The following is a 19,660-nucleotide window of genomic DNA, read 5'->3' as shown; positions in this document are numbered from 1 at the left end:
GCCAGGGCATTTTCTGTCTAGCGCTCGCTAGCGTCACGCAGCCGCTTGCCCGTCTCCCGCACGAACTCCAGGAACACCTCATCACCGTGCAGCTCGTACTCGACGCCGGGCGGAATCCAGGCGAGCGAGCCGAACATGCCCTCCACCGAGTCACCGCCGATCGGCCAACGGGTGTGCTCGGCGTCGACTGCTTCGGCGCCGGTCGCCCACGGCCCAAAGTGCGTCCGCATTTGCTCGATCGGCATCCGCATCACCACCTCGGCGTTCAGCCGCCCGCGGTGCAGGGAGGCGAGTGCGACCGCGACAAATTCGGCGGCGTCGGCTACCGGGAGCTGACGCGGTTCGCAGTGCACCCGGGTGCCGAAGAAGGAGCTGATCCGATCGACCCTGAAGGTGCGCCAGTCTTCGCGGCGGAGATCCCAGCACACAAAAAACCAGGTGCGCCCGGCTGCGACCAGCGAGTGCGGCTCGACCGCCCGTTCGCTCGTCACTCCGTCCGCCGCCACGTAGGAGAACCGGATGCGTTCGTGGTCACGACAGGCGAGAGCAAGCTGGCCGAGTAGCTCAGCCGAGATCCGTTCGCCCCGGGGCGTGAGCGACTGCACCGCGACCGACAGGGCGTTGACTCGTTGGCGCAGCGCCGTCGGGAGCACCTGCTCGAACTTCGCGAGGGCGCTGAGGGTGGTCTGCTCACCATCCGCGATGCCCTGCGTCGCGGCAACCCGCAGGCCGACCGCCATGGTCACCGCCTCGTCGTCGGTGAGCAGCAGTGGCGGGAGCTCGGCGCCCGCCTCGAGACGATAGCCGCCCGCGGCGCCGCGGGTGGCTTCTACGCGGTAGCCCAACTCGCGCAGCCGGTCGATGTCGCGGCGGAGGGTACGACCCGTCACCGCGAGTCGCTCTGCCAGCTCGGCTCCGGTCCACTGGCGGTGGGTCTGCAGCAGGTTGAGCAGCGCCAGGATGCGTGATGTGGTCTCCGCCATGCCCCAATCTTGTTCCTTTTTCAGGACAGAAAGCGACCTATTTCAGACTTAGCGTGGCGGCATGAACCCACCTACAAACACACAAACAGACACACAAACAGAAACCCGGCCCACAGAAACGGTGATCTTCGCCGAAGGCCTCAGTAAGCAGTTCCAGGTCAAACGCGAGCGCGTTGATGCCGTGACCGGTCTCGACCTGGAGGTGCGGCGAGGCGAGCTCGTCGCGTTCCTCGGGCCGAACGGTGCGGGCAAGTCGACGAGCCTGCGGATGCTCACGACCCTGCTCACGCCCAGCTCCGGAACCGCCACCATCTGCGGCCATAGCGTGCTCGCCGATCCCGCGTCCGTTCGCCGCCGCATCGGCTACATCGGCCAGGGCAACAGCGGCAGCTACGGCCAGCGCGTACGCGACGAGATGATGAGCCAGGGCGCTTTCTACGGCATGTCCCGCGCGGCGACAGCGAAGCGGACCGCCGAGTTGCTCGACTCCCTCGAACTCGCACCCCTCGCGAAGCGCACGGTGATGAGCCTCAGCGGGGGCCAAAAGCGACGCCTGGACATCGCCCTCGGGCTCATCCACTCCCCCGAAGTGCTGTTCCTCGATGAGCCGTCGACCGGCCTCGACCCGCAGAGCCGCGCGCACCTGTGGCAGCACATCCTCGACCTCCGCCGAGACCACGGCACCACCATCTTCGTCACCACTCACTACCTCGATGAAGCGGACCAGTTCGCCGAACGGGTGATGGTCATGGACCACGGCCGCGTGATTGCCGACGACACCGCCGACGCGCTCAAAACTACCCTCGCCGGTGACGTGATCACCGTTGGCTTTTCCAGCGAAGCGGATGCCACGGCCGCACGCACTGTGATCGGCGAGGTGACCGGCGCCGAGACATCCGCCGACCCAGGTTCAGCCACAACTGCACCCCCTGTGACAGCACTCTCTGTGACCGTGCAGTCCGGGGACCGGCTGCTGCCGCGGCTGCTGCACGGGCTCGATGCTGCGGGCGTGCCGGCGGTATCGGCCACCCTGCGCCAACCCACCCTGGACGACGTGTTTCTCTCGCTCACCGGACGGAGTCTGCGGGAGGAAAGCGCGGGAACAGGAAGTGCGGGCGCACCCAAGCTCACCCCAACCGAAAGCGAGTCCCTCGTATGAGTACCTCAAGCGTCACTACCTCAAGCGTGACTACCTCAAGCGTGGCTACCTCAAGCGCAGCCACCCCAACCGGCGCGCCCAACGCCGCCCGCGACACCTGGAACATCCTCGTGCGAGAACTGCGTCCGTTGGCGCGCGACCCGTTCTCGCTGATCTTCAGCCTGCTGCAACCGCTGGTATTCCTCGGGCTGTACGGGCCGCTTCTCGTGTCATCGTCCGGGCAGCCGGTGGGCGAGACGCTGAGCTGGTTTGTTCCCGGCATCCTCGTCATGATCGCTCTGTTCGCTACGGCGGCGACGGGATCCAACCTGCTGTTCGAGATGCAGACCGGATCGCATGAGCGCACTCTGGTCGCGCCGATTGCGCGTTCCTCGTTGATCCTCGGCCGTTCCCTCAAAGAGATGGCGCCGATTATCGTTCAGGCCGGGGTGATCGCGGTCGCGACGATTCCGTTCGGGTTCACGGTGAACCTGCCCGGAATGCTGATCGGGCTCGTCCTTCTCGCCATCTTCGGCATGGGTTTTGGTGCGTTGAGCTACGCCCTCGCCCTCGCGAGCCACGGTCGCGACTGGTTGTTCTGGGGAGTGCAGCAGGCGGCGATCTTTCCGCTGATGATCCTCTCGGGGATGCTGCTGCCACTCGAAACCGGACCGGAATGGATGCGCGCGGTCGCAGCCGTGAACCCGGTGAGCTACGTCGTCACCGCCGAGCGCGCCCTCTTCGCGGGCGACCTCGCGTCCGCCGAGGTGCTGTGGGGATTCGTCGCGGCGATCATTCTTGCGGTTGTCGGGCTTGCGGTCGGCATCCGATCCGTTCGACGGTCGAAGTAAAAGCAAGTGACGAAGCAAGTGACGAAGCAAAGGAGCACCATCATGGACTGGAAGATCGAATTGCTCGCCGTTCCCGTTACCGACGTGGACCGCGCGAAGGACTTCTATACGAAAATCGGATTCAACGACGACGTGGACGTGCGCGTCAGCGAGACCCTGCGCTTCGTTCAGCTCACTCCGCCGGGGTCCGCATGCTCCATCTGCCTCGGCGAGGGCCTCACCAAGATGGCGCCGGGTTCGCTCGACAGCATCCAAATCGTGGTCAAAAACGCGGACGAAGCCCGCGCGCACCTCGTCGAGCGCGGGATCGAGGCGAGCGAGGTCGACGAGCAGGACTGGGGCCGCTTCGTGTACTTCTCGGACCCGGATGGCAACTCCTGGAGCCTTCAAGAGCTGGTTCCGCGGGACTGAGAGCGTGCGGGCAGCTGGGGATGCCCGCTAGGCCGAAGGCCTCACAGCGCTGACATGCACGAATGCCGCCAGTTCTTGCGCCATGGGTTCGGCTTCCCAGGAATGATTAGCCCCCGGCATCCGCTTCTGAACGGCTCCGGGGATCGCATTCACGATCGACTCGGCTGCCTGCTCCATGATCGGAAGGGTCTGCTCCCCGTACATGACCTCGACGGGCACCCTGATGCTCGCGAAGAGTTCTCCGTGCGGCGCCGATTCCGCCCACGCGAGCGACTGGGCATCGGCGAGCAGGCTCGGGGCCTGCGCAACCAGCGCGGGGAAGAATGGTGCAGAGCGCGCGCCTTCCAGCCATTCCGGGGGCATGTCCTTCATGTAGTGGAGCAGCGCGCCTTCGAGGTCGCCAGCGTCAACCCGTCGCTCGACCTCTTCGGCCCATTCGCGTCCGCCACTTCCCTGGGGAGCGAGCGGCGCCTCCCAGAGCACAAGCCCGTTCACGGGCAGGCCGGTGGCGGCCGCCGCCAGCGCGATGGAGCACCCGGACGAATGGCCGCACAACACCGCAGACCCTCCTGCGACCTCGAGCAGGGCCGTAATCGCCGCGAGCTCTCGCGGAAGGTCAAGCGAATGGTCGCTCGAATGGTCGCTCGAATGGTCGCGCGAATCGTCGCCCGAATGGTCGCTCGAATGGGCGCGCGACTGGTCGCTCGACTGGTGAGTGGCGTCGTCCACCTGGCTCTCGCCTCTGCCGAGGCGGTCGTAGACGATGGCGGTCACGCTCTGGGCGGCGACGGCCTCAGCGGTCGCGGTGGTGAGCGGATCGCTGGCGCGATGCTGCATTGCGCCAGCGACGAAGATGAGTGCCGGCCCCATGCCGGTCTTGTCGTAGGCGACACGGTCGCCCGCGGAAGACGTCACGAATTCAGTCATGCACATCAGCGTAGACAGAAAGGTGCTGTCTGTCGCGGGGTATTCAGCGGTTGTGGGGAGGCCTCGCCACCCTGCTGCGCGCGATCAGGCGCCCCACCACGCCCACCGCAAATACCGCACCGCCGGCGACAATGGACCCCACCGGGAGCGTCACGACCAGCGCGACACACGCGACCGCGCCCAAAAGCTGGAACGCCCTCGGGTACCGCCGCTGGTCCGACGGTTGGGTGAACGCCGCGACGTTCGCGACGAAGTAATACAGGAGTACGCCGAAGGACGAGAAACCGATGGCGCCGCGAACATCCACAGCGACCACGAGGATGCTGACCGCCGCCGCGAGTGCGATCTCGGCGTGGTGCGGCGTGTGGAAGCGGGGATGCACCGCTGCAAGCCACCGGGGAAGGTCGGACTCTCGCGCCATCGCGAGCGTGGTTCGTCCGATGCCCGCGATCAACGCCAAGAGTGCCCCGAGGGATGCCGCTGCCGCTCCCACCCGCACGATTGGAGCAGCCCAGCTCCAGCCCGCCGCCGCGACCACGTCGCTGAGTGGTTCGTTCGACGCGGCGACTCCTTCGGCACCGAGCGTCGCAAGGAGGGTGAGTGCGATGATTCCGTAGACCACTACCGCGAGAGCCAGCGCGACAGTGATGGCGCGGGGAATCGTGCGGGCAGGGTCCCGTACTTCCTCGCCCATCGTCGCGATGCGCGCGTAGCCCGCGAATGCGAAGAACAGCAGCCCCGCGGACTGCATGACGCCGTACAACCCGCCTGCTGCGAGTTGGTTCGTCAGTGGGTTCGCTCCTGTGCTCGCTGGCGTGCTCGCTGGCGTGCTCGCTGGTGTGCTCGCTGTTGTGCTCGCTGTTGTGCTCGCTGTTGTGCTCGCTGTTGTGCTCGCTGTTGTGCTCGCTGTTGTGCTCGCTGTTGTGCCGCCGGGCCACCCGTCTGCGAAGGGATGGCCCGAGCTAACTCCGGCCGCGACCACAACCGCGAGGGTCAGCAGCACTACAACGACGATGATGCGAGTTAGCCGAGCGGTACGCGTCACGCCGCGGTAGTTGACCGCGGCCAGGCCGATGACCGCGGCAACCGCTACCGGCTTCTCCCACCCGCTCGGCGCTGCGTAGGCCGCGAAAGTGAGAGCCATCGCGGCGCAACTCGCCGTCTTGCCCACCACGAAACCCCAGCCAGCCAGGAATCCCCACCACGGACCCAACCTCTTGCGGCCGAACACGTACGTTCCGCCCGACGTCGGGTACACGGCGGCCAGCTGCGCGGATGAGGTTGCGTTGCAGAATGCGACCACGGCAGCAACGGCAAGTCCGACGAGCAACCCGTTGCCCGCTGCCTGAGCTGCTGGGGTGAAGGCTGCGAACACCCCTGCCCCGATCATGGAGCCGAGGCCGATGAATACCGCGTCGTGCAGCCCGAGCTTGCGGGACAGCGCCGGCGACGCCGTATTGCCGCTCGAAGTCATGCGGCCACTCTAGGAGGTCAGGGTGTCCGGAAAGGGGTGGGGTGTTCATAAGGGGTTGAACGCAGTGACACCTAGAACGGGAACTCGTCCTGCGCCACGGTGTCGTCTGTATCTGGTGGTTCTGCGTCGGTTCGTTCGAGATCGGGTGGTTCGACGTCTGGTGGTTCGGAGTCGGGTGGTTCGGATTCTCCTGGGGTGAATCCTGTTGGCGACGCTTGGGGTGGGGTGGTGTGGAGTCGGGTTTCTGGGGTGGTGGTGTGGGTGGTTCCGGTGGGGGATGTCCAGGTGCAGACGCCGTGTTTGTCTTGGGTGTAGTTCCAGTCGGTGTGGTGTTTTAGGTCGTGGTGTGCGGGGCACAGTGAGGCGAGGTTGGTGGCGTCGGTGGCGCCGCCGTATTGCCAGTCGAGGGTGTGGTCGAGGTCGCAGTTGCGTGCGGGGGTCATACATCCCGGGAATCGGCAGGTCAGGTCTCGGGTCATGAGCCATAACCGCATTGCGGCGGGTACTTTGTAGCGGGTGGTGCCGATGGTGAGGATGGTGCCGGTTTCGGGGTGGGTCAGGATGCGGGTGAAGCTGGTGGCGGTGCCCATCAGTTGCCGGGCGCGGTCCATCGTGATGGGGCCGTATCCCTCGAGCGTTGCCGGTTCGGTGTCGTGGCCGAGCAGGCTCAGGACCGGGACCTGGATCGCGACGTGCGCCACGATCCCGCTACCCAGCCCGCTACCGAACGCCGCACCCGCACCCGCACCAGCACCCGTGCCCGCACTGCTGCCGTCGGCGGAGGTCCCGGTGCCGGTGCCGATGGTGGTGGGGGTGGTGCCGGTGAGCAGGAGGTGGGTGGCGGCATCGGCGCGGAGCTGGCTCAGGGTGCGGGGATCGGCCGGGTGTTTCATACCCTGCGCAATGGCGGTCGCGCGCGAGGCGATCGCGGTCGCGTCGATCGCGTCGATGTAGAGACGCAGTTCAGCCATTCCGTCGTCGAGAGGGGTCAAGCTCAGCTGACGGCGCTGGACGGCTTCCTCGTGGCGTTGTTCCAGGGCGTCGGGTTGGTAGCTGTCGGCCAGGCGGCGGGCTTTGCGGTCGAACTGGGTGGGAGTCATGATCGCGGCGAACGGCAACAGGATGGTTTCGTACTCTTGGCGGTGTTCGTCGGGGACCCGGTAGCTGTGGGTGACGAGGATGTCGGCGTTGCGGTAGCTGATCTCCCCGGCCTCCAACGCGGCCAAGGTCGCGGGGAGCAGGTGGACCAGGGTGGTGCTGGTGGCGATGAGGTTTTCGGCGGCGCGTTCGGTGATGTGGAATTGGGTGGCGACCATCGCGGCGAATCCGCGGAACGCGATCTCGGACTTCGTCCACCCCGCAAACGCCGTCGTGCCATCACCCGCCTTCCCCCCACTGCCACTGCCACTGCTGCCGCTGCCGTTGGTGCGGCTGCGGCGGGGGTCGGTGGGGTTCTCCTTCAGAAACACCGCACGTTCCGCATGCTGCCGGGCAGCGTCGAGTTGGCGGGCGCGGAGCCCTAACGCTGCAGCGCTGGCGCGTTCGGCGGCGAGGCCGGCATCGAGGAAGTCTTGCGACAGATGAAACTCTTCCGCCGATGCCCGAAGACGCACCGGATCCGACCGCACCGCAGGCTCGCCCACCGCAGCCTCCGAAAGCACAGGCTCCGACACCACAGGCTCCGAAAGCACGGGCTCCGGCTCCGACAAAGCCTCCTCCCCCGGCAGCAACTCATCGCCAGGCACCACGGCGGCAGAGGAGGAGGAGGAGGAGGAAGAGGAGGAACCACCGGCAGCGCGAGCGCGCAGGCGGAGCCGCACGAGTAGCACCATCTCCGCTACGGCGAGAGCGAGCAACGATTCGATCGGCTCGGCACCCTTGGTGGGTTCAGCCGGATCGATTAACTCGGCAGCGGCTTGGCCCGCCCCTGCGTCACCGGCGTCACCGTCACCGGCGTCACCGTCACCGGCGTCACGGTCACCGGCGTCACGGTCGAATGCATTGCGACGCAGCAGGGCTCCGAGCTTCACTTCGACGCTGTCGGGGGCGGGGCGATTCATACCTCAATTATCGCAGAAAGGGATCGACATTCGAAACTTTATTCGAACATGTGGACAAGGGTTGACATCACCCCGCACCCGAACCTGCACCCACTCAGGCACTAGAACCGATACCGGCACCGGCACCCGCACCTACTCAGGCACCCGAACCGACACCGGCACCTGCACCTGTGCCCGTGCCCGTGCCTGCGCCCGACCGCACGATCGCCAGCGGGCACGGCATCGCAAGAATTAGTTGATGGCTGACGGACCCTAGCCAGAATCGCGCAAACCCCTTTCGCCCGTGGGTGCCGACGACCAACATCCGTGCCCCAAAGGCAGCCCCGATGAGCGCGTCCACGGGCAGGGCAGCGTTCATGTCCAGTGTGACCTGCAGGTCGGGGTACTTCTCTGGCAATCCAGCCACGGACTCCGCCAGCAGCATCCGATCCGAATCTTCGGGCTCGACGGGCCAGTCGACCTCGATCGTGGCGATCGTCCACGGCGCGGGAACACGCCAGGCGAAAACGACCCTCAGTGACTCTCCATGCCGGTCGGCCTCGGCGGCGGCGAACTCGACCGCGGCGAGCGATGCGGGCGAGCCATCCACGCCCACCACAATGCCGGAACCCACATCCCGCGGCTCAACCGGGATGATGACCACCGACACGGACGCCCGCGAGACAATCTGGGCGGCGCGCGTACTGAAGATGAGATTGCTGAAGCGCTTGAGGGAGTGAGTTCCGATTACCAGGAGCTCGGCCTCGGCGGCGCGATCGGTCAGCTCGTCGACGGGTGAACCCTCGAGTACCGTCGAATGCACGCGTAGTAAGGGGTTCGCCGCCATGATGCGGTTCGCCTCGTCCCGCAATTGGTGCTCGGCAGCAAGGAGCAGTTCGCCGCGAATTCCCTTGGGTAAGAATGCCCGCGTCTCCTCGAGCACGTGCGCGAGCTCGATTTCGTCGTGGTGGGGCGCGGCGTAGTCGACGGCCCACTGAACCGCCGGTTCGATGGCCCCGATGGCGACGTCGGTCGGCGCGTCTTCGCCCGGCACCGCGTCGAGGTCGGGTGCCTGATGGGCACTACCCACCTCCGTCGCCTCGGGCGAAAATGCGGTATTGACCCCGACCACCAGACGATTGCTCATCTCAGCCTCCCCTTGTGGCCGGCGCCACTCATGACCCCAATTTCGCCCCGTCGCACGGCAACCGGCAGGGCCGAAGGTCCCGGCGCGGTAGGTTTGTGGTTCCTATCGTGCACACCCCGGCCCCAAAGGATCGTCCATGGAACACAGTCACGCGGGTAGCGGCGCGGCGCCCGGCGCGCTCATCGGTGGACGGTACCGCGTCGAGAGCCTGATCGGTCGCGGCGGAATGGCAGCGGTGTATCGCGCGAAGGACGAGTCGCTCGGACGAAGCGTCGCGCTCAAGCTCTTCGCCTCCGACGACGCTGAGGCCGGGGCTCTCCGGCGCGAGACGTCCGAAATCCAGCTGCTGGCGTCCATGAATCACCATGCTTTGGTCACCCTGTTTGATGCGAATGTGGATATCTCGGGCGAAGCCGAGCGCGCGTTCCTCGTCATGGAGCTCGTCGAGGGACCTACCCTGCAGCAACGGATCGCCCAGGCCACCGTCGCCCCCGCAGAAGTCGCGTTGATGACCGTCGACATCGGCGAGGCCCTGCACGCCGTGCACTCGCAGGGTGTTGTCCACCGAGACATCAAGCCCGCGAACATCCTTCTCGGTCCCGCGCTGTCGACGGGTCGCGAGTTCCGGCCGAAGCTGGCCGATTTCGGCATCGCGTACCTCATCGACTCCACCAGACTGACCACCCCCGGCACTCTCATCGGCACCGCTGCGTATCTCAGCCCGGAGCAGGCGAATGGCTCCGCGCCGGGTGCCGCGTCGGACATTTACTCCCTCGGTCTGGTGCTCCTCGAATCGCTCACCGGTGTTCGCGCCTTCACCGGCACGATGGTCGAGTCGCTCACCGCGAGACTGATCCGCGGACCCGACATCCCCGGATCCCTGGGCTACGAGTGGAAGTCCCTTCTCTCCGCCATGACGGCGATGAACCCTGACGCCCGCCCGACAGCGCTTGAGGTGGCGGATGTCGCTCGCCAGATCAGCTCGGGAGCGGCAACGTCCGCGGCTCCAGAAGAGACCGCGCCGCTGGGAAGCGGTGCGACGGCGCCGCTGGGCAGCGCCGCGACCGTGCCTTTCGATGCCGCGACCGCACCACTGGATGCTGCAACCGCTGAGCTCGCCACACCGACCGCCGTTCTTAGCAGCCCCGCCACACCGACCGCCGTTCTCAGCCCCGCCGCGCCTGACGCGCCCACGATGGCGTTCGCGCCGGCGGATCCGACTTCGGCGACGGAGGTCATGCCCGGCGTGAAGTCGGCGAGACCGACATCCGCCCACCGCACGCCTGAAAACCGCACGCCCCAAAACCCGGGCACCTCGAAGCCACGCAACATTCGCCGGTGGGTGCTGATCCTGGTACTCATTGCGGTGCTCGTTACCGTTGGCATCGTCGTCTGGTCGGGGTTGGCTTCTCCGCAGGCGCCAAGCCTTCCCAGCGTCGACGGCGACCTTGGGGTGCACCTGGAAGAGCTGATGGAAGAAGTGAGCCCGTAGCCTGAGTCGCTGGCCTGAGTTGCGGCCCCGAGCGGTGGCCGCAGTCACTGGTCAGACACGGCCCGACACGACCGTGCGGGGCGGCGCTAGGCGGTAAACCGCGCGCTCCTATAGGTTGGGGTCATGTCTGCCTCCTCCCCCCGGGCCATCCGCGTGATCGGGGCCGCCCTCGGTTCGCTCTCGCTGACCGTGATCGCGGGCCTGTTGATCGCCGCCCTCGTCACGCCAGCCATCACCGTGGTCGGAGCTACGGTCGAGAGCACGGCGGGCATCTTCGACAGCCTCCCGGAATCGATCGAGATCGACCGCCAGCGCGAACAGAACCGCATCTACGCGACCCAGGACGGCGCACCCGTGCAGATCGCGACCACGTTTGACCAGAACCGTGAATCGGTCGCGTGGGACCAGGTGTCGGAGTTCGCCAAGATCGCCGCGATTTCCGGTGAAGACCAGCGGTACTACGAGCACGGCGGAATCGACCTGCAGGGCATCGCCCGCGCGGCCGTCACGAACATCGCGGGCGGCGGCATCGAGGAGGGTGCCTCCACGATCACCCAGCAATACGTGAAGAACACCTTCATCCAGGAAGCGCTCAATCTCGACACCGAAGAAGAGCGCGACAAGGCGTACGAGCTGGCGATTGATCCGAGCTTCGACCGCAAGGTGAAGGAGATGAAGCTCGCCATCTCGTTGGAGAAGCGGTACACCAAGGAAGAAATCCTCCTCGCTTACCTGAACATCGCAAACTTCGGCGGCAACACCTACGGCATCGAGGCCGCGGCGAAGCGCTACTTCGCGACAACAGCGCTGAACCTCACGCCGGCCCAGGCGGCGAGCCTGATCGCCATCGTGCAGTCGCCCGGCGTGCTCCGTCTGGACTACCCGGAGAACCTGCCGGCCAACCAGGTGCGGCGCGACTTCATCCTCAACATGATGCTCGACGACGAGGGCATCACGCGGGAGCAGTACACCGAAGCGGTCTCTACCCCGCTCGACGCGACCACCGTCATCATCACCGAGCCCGTGCAGGGCTGCGCCGCGGCCAATGACCACGCGCGGTTCTTCTGCGACTACGTGCTCAACCTCATCGAGGACCTGCCGGCGCTGGGCGCCGACGAAACGGAGCGTACGGAGAACTTCAAGCGGGGCGGGTACGAGATTTACACCTCGCTCGATCTGGGCGTGCAGGTTCCGGCGCAGGACATCAGCTGGCAGTACGCGGACAAAAACGCGACGGCGCTCAAGCTCGGCAGCGCGACCGTCTCGGTCGAGGTAGGCACCGGCCGCATTCTGGTCATGGCCCAGAACAAGGACTACGACAACACGGAGGACGGCGCCGGCTCGTCGGCAACCGCAGTCAATTTCAGCACGGACAGGAACTACGGCGGATCGAGCGGATTCCAGCCCGGCTCGACCTACAAGGTCTTCACCCTGCTCAACTGGCTGCAGAACGACCACGGTCTCAACGAGGTTGTCGACGGATCCCCGCGCACCGTGCCCTCGGCCGCGTTCACGGACAGCTGCGGCGGCCCCTGGTTCGGCCCGTACCCGTTCAAGAATGACGACTCGTTCGGTGGTCAGATGACCGCGGCGACCGCGACCCAGCGCTCCGTGAACGGTGCGTTTATTTCGATGGCGCTGAAGCTCGACCTGTGCGAGATCAAAAACACCGCAGAGTCGCTCGGAGTGCACCGCGCAGACGGCAAGCCCCTGATGACGAACCCGTCCAGCGTTCTCGGAACGAACGAGATCGCCCCGCTCACGATGGCTGCCGCCTATGCCGGTATCGCCTCGGGGGGAACGTTCTGCGACCCGATCGCCGTCGACCGCGTCGTCGGGCCGACCGGTGAGCAGCTTCCCGGACAGATCGCCAATTGTCGTGCTTCCCTTGAACCGGATGTCGCGAACACCGCAGCCTTCGCGATGTCGAAAGTCATGACGGACGGCACCGGACGCACGTCGAACCCCAACAACGGCGTGCAGTACATCGGTAAAACGGGAACCACCGACAGCTCGAACCAGACCTGGATGGTCGGCGCGACCACCCGCGTCGCAACCGCGGTGTGGGTCGGCAACATCGTCAACGCGGTCCCGTTGCGGAGCGTGCGCATCGGCGGACTCCAAGCCTCGGTCATCAGGCACGCGATCTTCAAACCGACCGCCACCGTGATCGACAACACCGGCTCGTACCGCGGTGGCGCATTCCCCGGTCCGGCAGCGTCCCTGCTCGACGGCACCGGAAAGGCAGTGCCCAACGTCACCGGGGAGTCCCTCGACAATGCACGCTCAATCCTCGAAGCCACGGGATTCACCGTGGTGGACGGCGGGCCCGTCGACTCGGCCCTGCCCCTGGGCGCGATCAACAACTCGAATCCGGCGGCCGGCTCGCTCGTGTCCCTGGGTTCGGCGGTTACCGTCTACACGAGTAACCAGTCCGGCGGCACCATGCCCGACGTCGTCGGCAACGGAATGATCTCCGCGGCCGATGCCCGCGGCTCCCTTGCCGCGCAGGGCTTCACCAACATCGCGGCAGACTACTGCGTACAGCTGCCGGCCGACCAGCTCGGTCGGGTGGGCAGGGTGATCAGTACAACGCCCGCGGCGGGAACCCCGACCCCGGCGTCTTCGTCGGTCGCGATTGGAATTGGCGCGCCTAGCTGCTGACTTGTCAGCTGCTCAGCTTGGTTGCTCAGCTTTGTTGCTTAGCTCGGCCGCTCAGCTTGGCTGGTCAGTGCGGCTCAGCTCGGTTGCTCTGCCGGGTCGGGTAGCGCGTAGATTTCTTCCGCGACCGATTCAACGTGGTCGCGCCACTGCGTCCCGGTACTCGTCCCGTGCAGTGGACCCTGGCTGACGAGTAGGCGCGCTCCCCCGGGGCCGGTCGTCAGCTCCCACTGCACGCGGCTGCGATCCGGCAGGGCCACGGTGATTCGCTCACGCTCGACGACCTCCACCACCCGACCGGCCCCGAGCCCCGCGGGCACGAGTTTCTCCAGCGCGGGCATGCCTCCCGGTGCAAGCAGCCGCCACACCTGCTCGGGGCTCCGCATCATCAGTTGGCGTTCGACCGCGACCTCGGTCGCACTCACCGCGGGCTGATCGAGGCCGAACAGGTGCACGTACATCTCGTAGCGGGCGAGGCCGGGGGTCGCTCCCGAGGCCGCGCCGTTGCGCGCGCCATAGTCCCCGCCGGAGGCACCGCTCAACACCCCTCCCAACGCATCGAAACAGGCGTCCCACCCGGCGGCGTAGGCCGCTGCGGCGGGGCGATCGTCGAACTCCTGCGAGAAAAGGAGGATGCAGCCTGGGCCGTCCGTGCGGAGTTCGAACCGCAGCAGGGTGTCGCCCTCGCGCGGCATGTCCTCCATCGCCAGCTCCACAAAGGCGAGCACCTCGGGCTCCTGGTACTCGGTCACCTGTCCCGTTCCGCGCATCTGCTCGCCACCGGCGGTCGAATAACTGAAACGAATCGCTCCCCCCACCGTCGGTTGCAGCTCGTCGACGGTCGCCGGGTACCACCGGCTGAGCAGCTCGGGTTCGACCAGCGCGGGCCAGACGTCCTGCTGGCTCTGGTCAAACCTGCGATGCATCCGCAGGCGATGCCGCCCGTTGTGTTCCGTCAGGTCGGGGTTCATCGTCGCCTCGCTTTCCCTCACTTTCCCTCGCGATCCAACAGTTTTCTCCCCCGAGACACAAGCCCTGCTGCGGCAGAATCGAGGCATGAGCGCACACATCGGCACGTCCGGGTGGAGCTACGACCACTGGGAGAACGTGCTCTACCCACCCGGGCTCCCCCCGCGGGACCGACTGCAGCACTACGTGCAGCGCTTCTCCACCGTCGAGCTGAACGCGAGCTTCTACCGCTGGCCGAGGGAGAGCACCTTCGCGGGGTGGAACCGCCGCCTGCCGCCGGGGTTTCTGCTCACCGTGAAGGCGCCGCGTGGTCTGACCCACGCGAAGAAGCTGTACGCGCCCGAGGTCTGGGCGGAACGGATCGCGCGCAGCTGGCACGAACTGGGTGCCAAGCGCGCGGTTTTGCTGGTGCAGCTGCCACCCTCGATGGAGCGGGATGACGCTCGCCTCGAGTATTTCTTGGCAGCGCTACCGTCGTGGATTCGGGTGAGTGTGGAGCTGCGGCATCCCACCTGGAATCACGACGACGTTTACCGCCTGCTCGAACGGTTTGGCGCGGCCTACTGCGTGATGAGCGGCGCGGGGCTGCCGTGCGTGTTGCGGGCGACCGCGGACTTCGTTTACGTGCGACTGCACGGGCCGGACACAGACTCCCTCTACGGCGGGTCGTACTCGGACCAGGACCTGAGGTGGTGGGCCGACCGGATCCGCGAGTGGGAGGCCGGCGGACGGGATGCTGGCGGACGGGAGGTGTTCGCCTATTTCAACAACGATGGCGGGGGCAACGCGGTGCGCAACGCCGAGACGCTGCGGGCGTTTGTCGACGGTGCGTGAGTCGGGGGCGGCGAACTCTGAAACTGCTGGCTCTGAAACTGCCGGCTCTGAACAGATGAGCCCTGCAGCTGCAGCACCCGGTCGCCGTCGCGCTGGTCGGCGAGGTGGTGGGTCACCAGCACTGCGATCTGATCACTGAGTGCCGAGCGCAGGTCGTACATGAGGCGCGCGGACGCTTCACCGTCCAGGTGTGCGGTCGGTTCATCCAGCAACACCACTTCGGCGCGGGTCAACAGGGTGCGCGCGACGGCGACGCGCTGCCGCTGCCCGCCGGAGAGCTGCGCGCCCTCCGAACCGACGCGGGTGTCGAGGCCGTCGGGAAGCGACACCAAAAACTCTGCGAGTCCCACCCGGCGGAGGGCGTCGATCATTTCTGCTTCGTCCGGGGCGTCCTGCCGCGAGCGCGCCAGCAGCAGGTTCGCTCGCAGGGTCGAGTCGAAGAGGTGTCCCTCCTGCGGCGCCCAGGCAATGTGACGGCGAAGCGCGCGCGTATCCAGGATGCGGGAGTCGAGCCCGTCGACAAGGTAGCTTCCCCCGGAGGGTTGGAGATAACCGAGCAGCACCGTGAGCAGGGTCGACTTTCCCGAACCGGACGGGCCGGAGACGACCAGCCACTCCCCCAGTCCGACGTGGGCATTGAGTCCCGAGAAGACATCGGTGTCGTTGTCGCTGTCGGTGTCGGTGTCGGTGCCAGTGTCTGGCCAGCGGGCGGAGAGGTCACGCAGGGCGATCTGGTCGACGTCGGAGGGCAGGTCCACACCGGGGACGGCAGAGGAACCCGCGGCCGTGCTTGGCGTGAAGGGCGCCAGGCGCCGCACCGCCTGCGCCAGCACCGGCCACTGCTGCACCGCGTCGACGACGCCGAGCAACGGCTCGAGCAGGCCGAGCGGGAGCAGCACGAGAACCGCGAGCACCTCGCCGGGAAGCGTGCCTGCGGCCACCGCGGGCGCAGACACCCAGAGCATCAGCACGGCGGTCACGCAGTTGACGGCGACGGTGAACGACCCGCCGAGGCCCAGCGCCCAGGCGCTGCGGCGTGCATCAACCCCGGCGCGCGCGTCGAGCCCGCGGAGGCTCGCACGTTCTGCGGAGTCCACCGCGTTGGTGCGAAGGTCATCAGCGGCGGCGAGGAGCGCGGCAAAGCGGCGCGTCACTTCGGAGCGAATCAGCTGCTGTCCGCGACTCGCCCTCCGGTCACCCCAGGTCGCGAGCGCCGGCGCCACGAACAGGGACAGCACCAGGCTGACGACGAGCACGGGCACGGCCGGGGAATGCAGCATCGCAACGCCAATCACCGCGGCGACCCCGGTCAGCAGGCCGACGACAGGCGGCATGAGCACGCGCGGGGCGAGGTCGCGCACCGCGTCGGCGGTGACCACGAGGTAGTCGAGGGCGGTTCCCCCGCGCAGCAGGGCGCGGGAGCTTGTGCCGCGTTCGGCGAGGGACTTCCAGATGCGCACCCGCAGCGAGGTGACCGCCGCGAAGATGCCGTCGTGGGTCACGAGGCGTTCCGCGTAGCGCAGGGTGGCGCGGCCCACACCAAAGAAACGCACGCCCACGATGGCGACCATCAGGTACATCATCGAGGGCTGTTGGCTCGCCCGCACGATGAGCCAGCCGGAGGTGGCGGTCAATGAGACGGCGAACAGCGCGGCGAGCGCCCCGAGGAAGACCGCGAACACAAAGCGCCACTTCGCGGGACGCAGGATTGACAGGATGAGGCGCAGCGCGCCGGGTGCGGGTGCGGGTTGGGCTTTGGGTGTGGCGACGGGTGTGAAGGCGGGTGTAGAGACGGGCGAGGGTTGGTTGACCAGGGGACGTTCGATGGCGGATGTCTCGTGCGCGACCCGATGCGGTGTGGCGACCTGCGCCTGACCCAGCCCCTGCCCCTGCGCCTGCGCCTGCCCAACGGCGTCGTCCCGCCCGGCAGCGCTGCTGTCGAGGTACACCCGCACCGACGCGAGGTTGGTCACGCCCACCTCATGCGACGCCAGCACGACGGTCACACGACCCCGCAGCGCGGCGATGCTGTCCTCGATGATGCGGCTGCTGTGAGCGTCGACGTGGGCCGTGGGCTCGTCGAGCAGCACTACCTCGGCGCCGGCGTCGACCCGGAGCAGGGCGCGTGCGACCGCGACCCGGCGCAGCTCGCCCGGGCTCAGCTGGGCCGGATCGGCGTCGACCGTGTGCGACAACCGCAGCTCGGCCAGCAGGGTGTCGATGCGGGCGTCGAGCGTGCTCTCGAGCTCGAGCTCAAGCCCGAGAGCGGTGTCGAATGCCAGTGCCGGATGCCGGGTCCCGCCGTACAACCGCAGCTCGTCCCGCACGGTCGCACCAACCGTGTGCGGGTGTTGCGGAACCCAGGCGAGCCGCCCGACGTCGATTCCGGTAACTTCTCCGGCCAGGATCGCCCCATCCGTGCCATTGCGCAGGCGCCCCGCGAGAATCGCGAGCACGGTGGACTTACCACTGCCGCTCACGCCACAGATCGCCGTGATCTCGCCGGCGGGCGCGACAAAGCTGAGCGCGTCGACGGCCGGTTCACCGCGTCCGTCGTACTGCGCGGTCAGGTCGGTCACGCGGATTGCAGGAGCGCCGCGCTCAGCGGCCGCTGCGGGCGTCACGGCGGGCGTCGCTGCGGCCGTCACGGCGGGCGTCACGGCTGGCGTCGCTGCGGGAGTAACGAACTGTTCGGGAGAGCGCGCCGCGATGATCCCGCGCGCACGCCCGAGCGACAGCACACCGTCCTGGGCCGCATGGAACGAAGCGCCGAGGTCGCGGAACGGCGCGTAGCATTCTGGCGCCAGAATCAGTGCGAGCAGTCCGATTTCCAGCGGCAGCGAGCCATCCACCAGCCGCACGCCCACAAATACCGCGACCACCGCGACAGAGATCGTGGAAATCAGTTCGAGCGCAAGGGACGACAGAAATGCGGTGCGGAGCGTTTCCATCGTGCGCAGCCGGTAGTTGTCCGAGATTGTGCGCAGTGCCTCGGTCTGCTCCTCGACCCGGCCGAGACCGACCAGCACGGGCAGGCCCCGGGCGAGTTCAACCAGATTGTCGGAGAGGCGTCCAAGCGAAGCGGATGCCGCGGAGACGCGTTCCTGCGTGTGCATACCGATCAGCGCCATAAAGACGGGCACGAGCGGAATCGTGAGCACCACGATCAGGGCACTGACCCAGTCGGCGAACAGGATACGCACGCCGATCAGGGCCGGGATGACGGCGGCGCTCGTCACCGCGGGCAGCACCACCGAGTAATACTTGTCGAGCTCGTTGAGCCCCTGGGTTGCGAGCGACGTCATCGCCCCAACGGAGCTGCCGCCGTCGCCGACGAGCTTGTCCGCGAGGTCCTGGCGCGTCGCCTCCTTGACTCCGAGCGCCTCCCTGGCGGCGAACGCCTGGGTGGCCCAGTGTGCGATTGCGCGCAGGATCGCGGAACTGACACCGAGCCCGAGCCAGAGGCTCCAATCATCCGCCCCCTGAATAACGCCCACAACGCCCCGGGCAAGCGACTCGGCCAGCCCAACGAGGGCGAGGCCCTTCAGTGCGCTGAGGATGCCGAGCACGTACAGGGTGCGCATGCCTCCCGGACCGAGACCGGCACGGGCGAACGCCGTGTCGGCAGCGAGCCTCAGCCGGTCGGCGGCGCGAGGCAGGGCGGTCCGAGGCAAAGAGGTGCGAGGCAGGGTGGTGCGACTCACTTGCGGATGGCGGGCACAATCAGGTGCGCCTCGGGAATGTGGTGGTCGCTGACGCGCTTGCGGAAGACCCAGTAGGTCCAGCTCTGGTAGGCGAGGATCAGCGGGAGGGCGAAGGCCGCGACCCACGTCATCACACCGAGGGTGTAGTCACCGCTCGACGCGTTCGAGACCGTGAGGTCGAACGCGGGGTCGAGGGTCGACGGCAGCACGACCGGGAACACGTTGGCGAAGATCGACGCCGCACCGGCGACGAGGAAGATCGCCGTTCCGGCGAACGCGCGACCCTCGCGGCCCGCTCGGGCGTTGACGTAGGCCCAGACAATCGCCACGACCGCAACGACCACGATGGCGAGCGTGTAGAGCTTGCCGCTCTGGAACTGCACAACAAGAACCCACGCGACGATCGGCAGCAGAAGAATCGGAGCCCAGCGGAGGAAGAACTTGTTCGCGAAGACGCGCACGGTGCCGTCGGACTTGAGGGCGAGGAAGGTGGCCGCGTGCACGAGGCAGAACCCGACGACCGCGAGGCCGCCGAGCACGGCGTAGGGGGTGAGCCACGCGAAGGCACCGCCTACCCGGTCGCCGTTCTCGTTGAGGGGCAGGCCCGTCGTGGTCAGCCCGAGCGCTGCGCCGACACCGAAAGCGGAGACGAGCGAGCCGAGCCCGAGGGCAAGGTCCCAGTTTCGGCGCCACCGGTCGGTGTGCCCCTTGCCGCGGTACTCGATGGCCACGGCGCGAAAGATGAGTCCGAGCAGCACGAAGAGCAACGGCAGGTAGAGCGCCGAGAACAGGGACGCATACCAAAACGGGAATGCGGCGAAGGTGGCCGCACCCGCGGTGATCAGCCAGACCTCGTTGCCGTCCCAGACCGGGCCGATGGTGTTGAGCATCACGCGGCGCTGGGTGTCGTTCTTGGCGCTGAACAGCATGTGCATTCCGACGCCGAGGTCGAACCCCTCGAGCAGCAGGTAGCCGATCCAGAGCACGGAGATGGCGATAAACCACACTGTGGGCAGAACATCCATGGTGT

Annotated in this window: 14 protein-coding genes; 6 read left to right on the top strand and 8 right to left on the bottom strand. The window is 67.1% G+C overall.

The window, feature by feature from the left end:
• Positions 1-17 precede the first annotated feature (17 nt).
• On the bottom strand, positions 18-983 hold the full coding sequence (locus B0I08_RS13695; protein ID WP_106213775.1) for a helix-turn-helix transcriptional regulator: 966 nt from the start codon (positions 981-983) through the stop codon (positions 18-20).
• A gap of 61 nt (positions 984-1,044) precedes the next feature.
• On the opposite strand from B0I08_RS13695, the gene B0I08_RS13690 reads away from it, so the two are divergent.
• The 3 genes from B0I08_RS13690 to B0I08_RS13680 are packed head-to-tail and all read left to right on the top strand — an operon-like array spanning position 1,045 to position 3,383.
• Positions 1,045-2,142 (top strand): ATP-binding cassette domain-containing protein, encoded by a 1,098-nt coding sequence (locus B0I08_RS13690; RefSeq protein ID WP_106213773.1) that lies wholly within the window; start codon positions 1,045-1,047, stop codon positions 2,140-2,142.
• A 26-nt stretch (positions 2,143-2,168) separates the two neighbouring features.
• Positions 2,169-2,972 carry an ABC transporter permease gene (locus tag B0I08_RS13685; RefSeq protein WP_425433005.1) on the top strand — a complete coding sequence of 268 codons (804 nt, stop codon included), beginning with the start codon at positions 2,169-2,171 and terminating at the stop codon, positions 2,970-2,972.
• Positions 2,973-3,014: 42 nt separating this feature from the next.
• The gene (locus B0I08_RS13680; protein ID WP_106213769.1) at positions 3,015-3,383 is read left to right on the top strand and encodes a VOC family protein; all 369 of its coding nucleotides are present in this window, start codon (positions 3,015-3,017) and stop codon (positions 3,381-3,383) included.
• Between the two features lie 27 nt (positions 3,384-3,410).
• On the opposite strand, the gene B0I08_RS13675 is transcribed toward B0I08_RS13680, so the two are convergent.
• The 4 genes from B0I08_RS13675 to B0I08_RS13660 form a co-directional block, all read right to left on the bottom strand.
• On the bottom strand, positions 3,411-4,310 hold the full coding sequence (locus tag B0I08_RS13675; RefSeq protein ID WP_106213954.1) for an alpha/beta fold hydrolase: 900 nt from the start codon (positions 4,308-4,310) through the stop codon (positions 3,411-3,413).
• Between the two features lie 43 nt (positions 4,311-4,353).
• Positions 4,354-5,784 (bottom strand): APC family permease, encoded by a 1,431-nt coding sequence (locus tag B0I08_RS13670; RefSeq protein ID WP_106213767.1) that lies wholly within the window; start codon positions 5,782-5,784, stop codon positions 4,354-4,356.
• A 71-nt stretch (positions 5,785-5,855) separates the two neighbouring features.
• Positions 5,856-7,844, bottom strand: a complete 1,989-nt coding sequence (locus B0I08_RS13665; RefSeq protein WP_106213765.1) for an HNH endonuclease signature motif containing protein — start codon at positions 7,842-7,844, stop codon at positions 5,856-5,858.
• Between the two features lie 136 nt (positions 7,845-7,980).
• Positions 7,981-8,970, bottom strand: a complete 990-nt coding sequence (locus tag B0I08_RS13660; protein ID WP_106213763.1) for a universal stress protein — start codon at positions 8,968-8,970, stop codon at positions 7,981-7,983.
• 136 nt (positions 8,971-9,106) lie between these two features.
• Here B0I08_RS13660 and B0I08_RS13655 point away from each other — a divergent pair, with 136 nt between their 5' ends.
• Positions 9,107-10,462 (top strand): serine/threonine-protein kinase, encoded by a 1,356-nt coding sequence (locus tag B0I08_RS13655; protein ID WP_106213762.1) that lies wholly within the window; start codon positions 9,107-9,109, stop codon positions 10,460-10,462.
• 123 nt (positions 10,463-10,585) lie between these two features.
• Positions 10,586-13,126, top strand: a complete 2,541-nt coding sequence (locus B0I08_RS13650; protein ID WP_106213760.1) for a transglycosylase domain-containing protein — start codon at positions 10,586-10,588, stop codon at positions 13,124-13,126.
• A 74-nt stretch (positions 13,127-13,200) separates the two neighbouring features.
• Here B0I08_RS13650 and B0I08_RS13645 read toward each other — a convergent pair whose 3' ends face one another.
• The gene (locus B0I08_RS13645) at positions 13,201-14,115 is read right to left on the bottom strand and encodes an SRPBCC domain-containing protein (RefSeq protein ID WP_181243420.1); all 915 of its coding nucleotides are present in this window, start codon (positions 14,113-14,115) and stop codon (positions 13,201-13,203) included.
• Positions 14,116-14,179: 64 nt separating this feature from the next.
• Here B0I08_RS13645 and B0I08_RS13640 point away from each other — a divergent pair, with 64 nt between their 5' ends.
• Complete coding sequence (locus tag B0I08_RS13640; RefSeq protein WP_106213952.1) at positions 14,180-14,926, top strand: DUF72 domain-containing protein; 747 nt, start codon at positions 14,180-14,182, stop codon at positions 14,924-14,926.
• Here the strand turns inward: B0I08_RS13640 and cydD are convergent.
• Complete coding sequence (gene cydD, locus B0I08_RS13635) at positions 14,851-18,630, bottom strand: thiol reductant ABC exporter subunit CydD (RefSeq protein WP_245884813.1); 3,780 nt, start codon at positions 18,628-18,630, stop codon at positions 14,851-14,853. The two genes, B0I08_RS13640 and cydD, sit on opposite strands and share 76 nt — an antisense overlap.
• Positions 18,627-19,655 carry a cytochrome d ubiquinol oxidase subunit II gene (cydB, locus tag B0I08_RS13630; protein ID WP_106213757.1) on the bottom strand — a complete coding sequence of 343 codons (1,029 nt, stop codon included), beginning with the start codon at positions 19,653-19,655 and terminating at the stop codon, positions 18,627-18,629. The genes cydD and cydB overlap by 4 nt, the downstream gene beginning before the upstream one ends.
• Positions 19,656-19,660 lie beyond the last annotated feature (5 nt).

The sequence above is a fragment of the Glaciihabitans tibetensis genome, assembly GCF_003003265.1.
Taxonomy (GTDB): domain Bacteria; phylum Actinomycetota; class Actinomycetes; order Actinomycetales; family Microbacteriaceae; genus Glaciihabitans; species Glaciihabitans tibetensis.
Note: the sequence above shows the minus strand (reverse complement) of the source record. Positions and strands in the feature narration are given on the sequence as shown.